Source organism: Glutamicibacter uratoxydans, from assembly GCF_006539925.1.
GTDB lineage: Bacteria > Actinomycetota > Actinomycetes > Actinomycetales > Micrococcaceae > Glutamicibacter > Glutamicibacter uratoxydans.
In genome coordinates this window covers 65,005-72,309 of sequence record NZ_BJNY01000019.1, presented here as the reverse complement: position 1 = coordinate 72,309, position 7,305 = coordinate 65,005, and the positions used below count along the sequence as shown (strand labels likewise).

The following is a 7,305-nucleotide window of genomic DNA, read 5'->3' as shown; positions in this document are numbered from 1 at the left end:
AGGGACCGCGTTCTAGGTCACATTCCTGTTGGTGTTCTACTCTGGGCCTATGAGCGACCTGCAGAGACTACTTGGATACCGTGAACCAATCTTCAACGCATCAATGGCAGGAGCGGCGGGCGGAGCCTTGGCTGCGGCTGTCAGCGCCGCCGGCGGCGTAGGAATGATCGGGGTGCCAGCAGCCCCCGCCGAAGACTGGATCCAATCCCAGGCCAGCTATGTCAGCGAACTCGAGACTCCCTGGGGCGTCGGCTTCATGGGCTGGGCTTTGGAAGAGAACCTCAAGCCCCTTGAAGCTTTCCTGGAGTACGGTCCCTCGTTGGTGACTATTAGCTTCGGTGATGTCACGCGCGGAGCAGCACTGGCGCACGAAGCCGGCGTGTTGACCGCAATGCAGATCGGCAACGCCGAGGACCTGGAACGCGCTATGGCCGATGACATCGACATCATTATTGCCAGGGGCGCAGAAGGTGGCGGACACGGCCGCAACGAGGTCGGGACGCTCCCGCTGCTGCAGCTGGCCTGCTCCCAGCACCAGAAGCCGGTCATCGCCGCCGGCGGCATCGGCACGGCGCACGGCATCGCCGCAGCACTTGCAGGCGGTGCGGATGCCGCATGGGTTGGAACCAGGTTCCTGTCCACCACCGAGGCCACCGGCCACGCCAACCTCAAGGCGGCAGTTCGAGAATCGGGAATGGATGACACCATCTATACCAGGGCCTTCGATATCGCCCAGCAGCTGCCATGGGAACCGCAGTACGGAGGGCGTGCCTTGTCTAATGACTTCAGCAGGCGCTACGCCGCCGACCTGGATTCGCTGCAGGCCACCGATGAACTGCGTGAAAAGATGAAGCAGGCGCGAGCCGAAGCCGATGTCTCCCTGGCGCCCGTCTACGCAGGGCAGGCAGTCGAATTCGTCCGCGAAGAGCAGAGCGCCGCGGCTGTCATGGAAGAACTGCGCAGCTTCCGCCGGATCCTGGCCGAAACCGCGCAGCGCTTCGCGTAACTAGATCGGCTGGTTGTCGATCAGCCGCACGCCGCCGACCTTGGCGGCGACAAGGATCAGCCCTTCCCCGGTGAAAGGGGTGTCCTGGCAGTTGAACGCCAGTTCCTGCAGGGTGTCCGGATTGACGACGACGAAGTAGTCCAGCTCGACCAGCGGTTCCATCTGGAACAGGCCGTAGGCGTCTTCCAGATTCAGCGGCTCGTTGCGTGCCGCGCGCCCAGCAATCAGGCTGATGGCGCGGTGCAGCACCAGCGCGGCCTTGAGCTCTGCCTCATTGAGCAGCGAGTTGCGGCTCGACAGGGCCAGGCCCTGCTCGCTGCGGACGATCGGCACCGCGCGCAGCTGCACCGGATAGTCGAGGTCTTCAACCATGCGCCGGATCAGCACCAGCTGCTGCGCATCCTTCTGCCCGAAGTAGGCACGGTATTCGCCCTGCCGCGGATCTGCCAGATGCAGCAGCTTGGCCACCACCGCAAGCATGCCATCGAAGTGCCCCGGGCGCGATGCCCCCTCGTAGAGTTCGCCGAGCACCCCGGAGTTCAGCCTGACCAGCGGCAGGCCCGCATGGTAGATCTCTTCGGCGGCGGGAGCGAACACGATGTCCACTCCAGCGGCGGCCGCAATCTGCACATCCGCATCGAGGGTACGCGGGTACTTGGCATAGTCGGCGGCGTCGTTGAACTGCAGTTCGTTGACGAAGACCGAGATGACAACGAGCTCGTTTTCTTCGCGGGCCAGCTTGAACAGGGAGGCATGCCCGTTGTGCAGCGCCCCCATGGTGGGCACGAAGCCCAGGGAGCTTGGCTTGGCCTGGGCGATGGCCTGCCTGAGTTCTGCGCGGGTGGTGACGATCTTGGGTGTTTTCACGCTTCCTATTCTAGAACTTGCAGCAGTTCGGCCAGCGTGGACTGCGAAATGAGCCCGCGGGCGGCCGCGCGGATGGCCGTGGCGCGGGAGAGGCTGCGGTAGCTGTCATTGGTCTCCGCCGGGTCTGCCTGCAGCGCACCCAGGTGGGCGCGCACGGTTCCCACATCCCCGCGGGCCACCGGCCCGGTCAGCGCGCCGGCCCCGGACCGCAGCGCGTTGTCCAGGCTCGCGCTCATCAGCGCGCGCAGGGTATTTGCCGGTTCTTCCACCCCGATGCGGCGCAGCATGTCAGCTGACTGCGCGGTGATGGTGTTCAGGTGGTTGGCTGCATGGGCCAGGGCCGCGTGGTAGCTGACCCGGTCCTCTTCTGCGATGACTACCGGCTCCCCGCGCATCTCCACCACCAGCGCCTGGGCCACCGGCAGCATAACCTCGTCGGCGGTGACGGCGAAGACGCAGTCGGTCAGCCGCTGCAGATCCAGGCTCAGCCCGGTGAAGGTCATGGCCGGGTGGATGGCCAACGGGAAGACGCCGGCGTCGATGGCGGGCTGCAGGATCCCAGTGCCGTAGCGGCCGGCGGTGTGCGCCACCAGCTGGCCTGGGACGAAGTGCCCGGCGGCGGCAAGCCCAGCCACGAGCCCGCCCAGCACGTCGTCGGGCACCGCGAAGAGCACCAGTTCGCTGCGGCGCAGGATCTCTGCCGGGTCCAGGACTTCAACGCCGGGAAGCAGGGCGTCGGCGCGGTCCCTGGATTCCTGGGAGACCGCGTGGATGCCGGTGATGCGGTGGCCGCTGGCCGCCAGGGCCGCCCCGAGCACGGTGCCCACCTTGCCTGCGGAGATGATCCCGATTCCCAATCGTGGTGCGTGCACTCTTACCTTTCAGCCAGGCGCTTGGACTGCGCCTGCATAAATTCTTTGGCTGTTTCCTGATCGATCTGATGCAGATAGCCCATGATATTTCCTCCGGCGCAGTACAGCCGAACTCCTGCCAGCTTCCGCCGGCGCTCCCAGGGGCCCTGCTGCCATCCCATGCCCTGCACCCGGCGGTGCGGCACGAAACTTGCCTGCCGGGCCAGCCAGCCGTAGCGGGAGATGACGGTGGTCCCGGTGGCAAGAAACCCCTGGTGCTTCCAGGCCCCGGGGCTCAGCGGCTTGGCCCGGGAAGGGGAGCCGGTGAAGCCGTGGGCGGTTCCGGTGCTCACGGCGGTGCGCAGCACCTCGCGCTGGTTCTCGACGCCGAGATCCGGCAGCAGGATGCCCATTAATCGGCAGACTTCTTCAAAACTGCCTACCGGCAGGACCGAGAGGTTGTCGTCTTCATCGCTCTTGGTGCCCATGACGTTGACCTGTACCCGGTACCAGCCAAGCATCCGCCAAAACAGCGGAGCGGTGATCATGATTGCCTGCACACGTCCGGCGGGAATGGAATGCTGCCGAGTATCTGCCAGCCCGTAGCTGATCCGCACTCCAGCATCTTGGGCGCTGGCGTTGAAGTTCCAGCCCTGATTGATCTCCTTGTAGACCCAGCTGCCTAAGCCGAGGGCTGTAGGAATCAAGCCGGCCAGCACGCCCTGGGCACCGAGCAGGTAGGAGATCAGCAGCGATACGGTGACCAACAGGCCGACGAGGATTGGCAGCTGCAGAAAAATAGATGCCAGCAGCCTGCCTGCAGGCACTCTCGCCGTCAGCGGCGGCGGTTCTTCAACAACGGCTTCTGGCTGTACCTCGGCCTGCGGTGAACCCATGCGGCCCAGCAGCTGTTCGCGCAGCTTTTGCGCCTGCGCCTTGCGCAGGAAGGCCAGACGAAGCACCGATTCGGAGCCGTCTGCCACATCGAAGCGCAGTTCAGCCAGTCCCAGGATGCGTGCGCCCAGCGGCTGGGCGATGTCGATGGCCTGCAACTTGTCCAGCCGCGCCTGCTTCTGGCTGCGAATGAGCATTCCCGAGTTCACGTAGACGTGGGTGTCGGTCAGCCGATAGCGGGTGAAGTACCAGGAGAAGAAGTAGAAGATCAGGATGACCACCAGCGCGGCTCCGGCAGAAACCAGCGTCCAGAACAGCCGCGGTCCGCTGAAGCGCTCTGCCATCGACCAGTCTTCGGTGTTGCGCCAGTAGATGAAGACCAGGCCGATGATTGCCAGCCAGCCGCGCACGAAGGGGCTGGCCGGGTGGACCCGCTGCCAGTTCTCTTCGCTGTTCACAGCATCTGCTCCTCGCCGGCGGCCACCAGCCGTTCACGCAGGGCTTCTCCCAGTGCTTCGGGCAGGCCGTAGACATGGGCGGTGGCTGAGCTGCCGGCGGTGTTCAAAGTGAGCTGGCACAGGCCGTAGCGCCGCTCCAGCGGGCCGGAGTTGACCTCGACGTACTGCATGCGCCCGTAGGGGATGACCAGCTGCTTGCGCCACATCACCCCGGAGCGGACCACCAGATCAGCCTCGCGTTCAAGGTAGCCCAGCGCCTTGACCTGGCGGCGCATGATCCGCAGATCCCACAGCGCGAGGACCAGGGCCAGCAGCGGGGTGGTCAGCAGCCAGGAAGGTACACCCAGACCGAAGAGCTTCAGCCCCAGCGGAATCAGCGAGATCAGCAGGAAAACGGTGCTGTAGATGGCCCAGCGAATCATCCGCACCTTCAAATAGGCGGGATCTGCGCCGGTGAAGCTACTCGGTGACCACGGAACTGGTGCTGTCATCGGTGTCCTCTGGGGGTAGTTTGCACAGGTGCTGAACAATATACCCGACAGCCACCATGACCAGCCCTGCGCCAAGCAGCACCAGGGCGCGGGTCACCGTGGGCGAGAAGCCCGCGGCGGTCCACAGGATCAGCAGCGCCGGCAGGTGCCAGCCGGCAATCGCCGCTCCGGCGTAGGCGGACGCCTGGGCCAGCACCAGCGTGCGGGCCGCGGCGATGGGCTCGAAGTGCCCCTTGCCCAGGGTGGAGAGCTTGACCCTGATCCCCAGGAAGAGCACCACGGCGCAGACCGCGCCCAGCGAATACAGCGCGGAGTAGTCGAGCACCGGCGATAGCCTGCCCAGCGCCTCGAACAGGCGCAGCGCCAGCCAGCCGGCGGCCGCGCCTGCCAGCAGGCACCAGAGCAGCGAGACTGCCTTGAGCTTGCTCATAGCCGGATGATGTCTGCGGTGTCGGCCGCCTGTTCGGCGAGCCGGGAGACCAATTGGCCGTCAAGGACCGCGTCAGGGTCCATCCAGCTCCACGGGGCCAGCACGAAGCCGCGGATCGCCGCCCGCGGATGCGGCAGCGTCAGGCGCTCGTCGTCCAGCACCAGGTGGTCGTAGGTGATGATGTCCAGGTCCAGGGTGCGGGCTTCCCAGCGCACCTCACGGGTGCGGTGGTGCGCCGCCTCGATCTTCTGGCACAGATCCAGGAGCTCGTGCGGGCCCAGGGTGGTGCGCACTTGAATGACCTGGTTGGTGTAGTCGGGCTGGTCCGGCGGGCCGCCCACCGGCTTGGTGATGGCCAGCGGGGAGGCCTTGAGGATTTCAACCTCGCGGCCCAGCTCCGCCACGGCCGCCGCAAGGGTTGCCTGCGGATTGCCCAGGTTCGCGCCCAGCGCGATTACCGCACTGTGCTGCTTCTGGTGCCGGGTCAGGGAAATGGTGACGTCGGTGAAGGGCACCGGGATCGGCGCCTGCGGCTTGTGCACCACCACGTCCACGGTGGCCACCGACGGGTAGCCGGCCAGGATCGCGTCGGCGATCTCGCTGCCCAGCTTCTCGATCAAGTCCCACGGGCCGGCGGTGATCTGTTCGACCACCAGCTCGCTGACCTCGCCGTAGTGCACGGTGTCCAGCACGTTGTCGCTGGCGGCCGCGCGGGAGATGTCCACGTGCAGCACCACGTCGATGATGAATGTCTGCCCGTCGCGCTTTTCGTGCTCGAAGACCCCGTGGTAGCCGGTGGCTGAGATCCCGTAGATGCTAATGCGATCCATAGGCCCTCACGACTTCCAGTGCATCGCGCGAACCCTGCACGTCGTGCACGCGCACGGCCCAGGCCTGTTCGCGGGCGGCCAGCACGGTGGTGGCCGCGGTGGCAGCATCGCGGCCCAGCGGCTCGCGCGGCTTGCCCGCCTCGGCGAGCAGCTCGCCCAAAAAGCGCTTGCGGCTGGTGCCCACCAGCACCTTGTGGCCCAGTGCTTCGAACTTCTCCAGGTGCGCCAGCAGCGCCCAATTGTGCTCGGCGTCCTTGGCGAAGCCCAGTCCCGGATCCAGGATGATCTGCTCCGGTGCCACGCCCGCGGCCACGAACTTGTCGCGCAGCTCGCGCAGCTCGGCCACCACCTCGGCAACGACGTCCTGGTAGTTCGCCTCGGTAACCATGGTGGCGGCGGTGCCGCGGCGGTGCATCAGCACATAGGGCACCCCGGTTTCGGCGATCAGCTGCGGCATGCCTGGCTCATGGGTCAGCCCGGAGACGTCGTTGATGATGTGCGCCCCGGCGGCGATCGCCGCGCGGGCGGTGTCAACGTGCATGGTGTCCACGGAGATCACCGCGCCGGCCTTGACCAGCGATTCGATGACCGGGATGATGCGCGCCTGCTCGACCTCCGGGTCGATGTCCTCGGCTCCCGGGCGGGTGGATTCCCCGCCCACATCGATGATGTCCGCCCCGGCGTACAGCAGCTTCAGGCCCTGCTCGATGGCTGCCCCCGAGTCCAGGAACTTGCCGCCGTCGGAGAAGGAATCCTCGGTGACGTTCAGGATGCCCATGACCAGGGTGCGGTCATCGGGCAGGTCCGCGAAGGTCTTCGGCTTGATCTTGCGGATCACGCTCAGCGGGCTGGTGGCCGGGCCGGTGCCCGGGATGGCTCCAAGGGACATATCTACCTTCCGAGGATCAGGCTCGTTGCTTCGGCGCGGGTGGCGGTCTCGCGCAGCTGGCCGCGCACCGCGCTGGTGACGGTCTTCGCGCCCGGCTTGCGCACCCCGCGCATTGACATGCACATGTGCTCGCATTCGATGACGACGATCGCGCCGGAGGGGTTCAGGTGCTCCATCAGCGCGTCGACGATCTGGGTGGTCAGCCGTTCCTGGACCTGCGGGCGGCGGGCGAAGACCTCCACCAGGCGCGCCAGCTTGGACAGGCCGGTGACCTTGCCGCCCTTGCCGGGGATGTAGCCGATGTGGGCGGTTCCGTGGAAGGGCACCAGGTGGTGCTCGCAGGTCGAGTAGAACGGGATGTCCTTGACCAGCACCATCTCGTCGTGCTCGATGTCGAAGGTGGTGGACAGGTGCTCCGCCGCGTCCTGGTGCAGGCCGCCGAAGAACTCCGCATAGGCCTTGGCCACCCGCTTGGGGGTGTCCAAGAGCCCGTCGCGGTCGGGGTCTTCGCCGATGGCCAACAGGATTTCGCGCACGGCCGCCGCGATCCGCGGCTGGTCGATCAGATTTTCTTCACTCACGCATTCGA

Annotated in this window: 9 protein-coding genes; 1 reads left to right on the top strand and 8 read right to left on the bottom strand. The window is 66.2% G+C overall.

All coding sequences use genetic code 11. From position 1 onward, the window contains the following. Positions 1-49 precede the first annotated feature (49 nt). Complete coding sequence (locus AUR04nite_RS14855; RefSeq protein WP_141366523.1) at positions 50-1,006, top strand: NAD(P)H-dependent flavin oxidoreductase; 957 nt, start codon at positions 50-52, stop codon at positions 1,004-1,006. Here the strand turns inward: AUR04nite_RS14855 and panC are convergent, their stop codons facing one another. The 8 genes from panC to folE are packed head-to-tail and all read right to left on the bottom strand — an operon-like array spanning position 1,007 to position 7,297. After that, a complete protein-coding gene (panC, locus tag AUR04nite_RS14850) occupies positions 1,007-1,873 on the bottom strand; it encodes a pantoate--beta-alanine ligase (RefSeq protein ID WP_141366521.1) in 867 nt (288 codons plus the stop codon). 5 nt (positions 1,874-1,878) lie between these two features. After that, complete coding sequence (locus tag AUR04nite_RS14845) at positions 1,879-2,745, bottom strand: Rossmann-like and DUF2520 domain-containing protein (protein ID WP_141366519.1); 867 nt, start codon at positions 2,743-2,745, stop codon at positions 1,879-1,881. Between the two features lie 2 nt (positions 2,746-2,747). Beyond that, positions 2,748-4,076: a PH domain-containing protein gene (locus AUR04nite_RS14840; protein WP_141366516.1), complete on the bottom strand. Its 1,329-nt coding sequence runs from the start codon at positions 4,074-4,076 to the stop codon at positions 2,748-2,750. Beyond that, positions 4,073-4,567, bottom strand: a complete 495-nt coding sequence (locus AUR04nite_RS14835; protein WP_141366514.1) for a PH domain-containing protein — start codon at positions 4,565-4,567, stop codon at positions 4,073-4,075. The genes AUR04nite_RS14840 and AUR04nite_RS14835 overlap by 4 nt, the downstream gene beginning before the upstream one ends. After that, positions 4,536-4,997, bottom strand: coding sequence for a DUF3180 domain-containing protein (locus AUR04nite_RS14830; protein WP_141366512.1), 462 nt, complete (start codon positions 4,995-4,997; stop codon positions 4,536-4,538). The genes AUR04nite_RS14835 and AUR04nite_RS14830 overlap by 32 nt, the downstream gene beginning before the upstream one ends. After that, the gene (gene folK / locus AUR04nite_RS14825; RefSeq protein ID WP_141366510.1) at positions 4,994-5,827 is read right to left on the bottom strand and encodes a 2-amino-4-hydroxy-6-hydroxymethyldihydropteridine diphosphokinase; all 834 of its coding nucleotides are present in this window, start codon (positions 5,825-5,827) and stop codon (positions 4,994-4,996) included. The genes AUR04nite_RS14830 and folK overlap by 4 nt, the downstream gene beginning before the upstream one ends. Then, the gene (gene folP, locus AUR04nite_RS14820) at positions 5,814-6,716 is read right to left on the bottom strand and encodes a dihydropteroate synthase (protein ID WP_141366508.1); all 903 of its coding nucleotides are present in this window, start codon (positions 6,714-6,716) and stop codon (positions 5,814-5,816) included. The genes folK and folP overlap by 14 nt, the downstream gene beginning before the upstream one ends. Before the next feature lie 2 nt (positions 6,717-6,718). Next, positions 6,719-7,297: a GTP cyclohydrolase I FolE gene (folE, locus tag AUR04nite_RS14815; protein WP_141366506.1), complete on the bottom strand. Its 579-nt coding sequence runs from the start codon at positions 7,295-7,297 to the stop codon at positions 6,719-6,721. Positions 7,298-7,305 lie beyond the last annotated feature (8 nt).